The sequence below is a fragment of the Microbacterium sp. GbtcB4 genome (assembly GCF_019091465.1).
GTDB lineage: Bacteria > Actinomycetota > Actinomycetes > Actinomycetales > Microbacteriaceae > Microbacterium > Microbacterium paraoxydans.
The window spans coordinates 1-255 of sequence record NZ_JAGXJJ010000263.1 but is presented as its reverse complement, the minus strand read 5'-3'; the positions used below and the strand labels follow the sequence as shown (position 1 = coordinate 255).

Here is a 255-nt window from a genome sequence, read left to right as displayed (position 1 = left end):
TGGAGCGGGGTCGCCCCACGTCCGGCGAACATCAGCCCCCCGCCGACCACCCCGGGGAGGGTGATGTCCGGGTGCGGATCGCTGACGTCCGGGGCGTCCACGAGGGCGACGCGGCGGCGCAGCCCCTTCGGACTCGCCGCCGCATCGATCGTGACGCGGCCCGTGTCCGGACGCATCCGCCCGCACGCGATGAGGCCGAGCACGGTCGGCCGCTGCTCGGTCTCCGCGAGCGCGTAGCGGACGGCGCCGGAGTGG

At 76.5% G+C, this 255-nt stretch carries 1 pseudogene; it reads right to left on the bottom strand.

From position 1 onward, the window contains the following. A pseudogene (locus tag KVS71_RS17865) lies at positions 1–255 on the bottom strand (hypothetical protein); the annotation flags it as partial.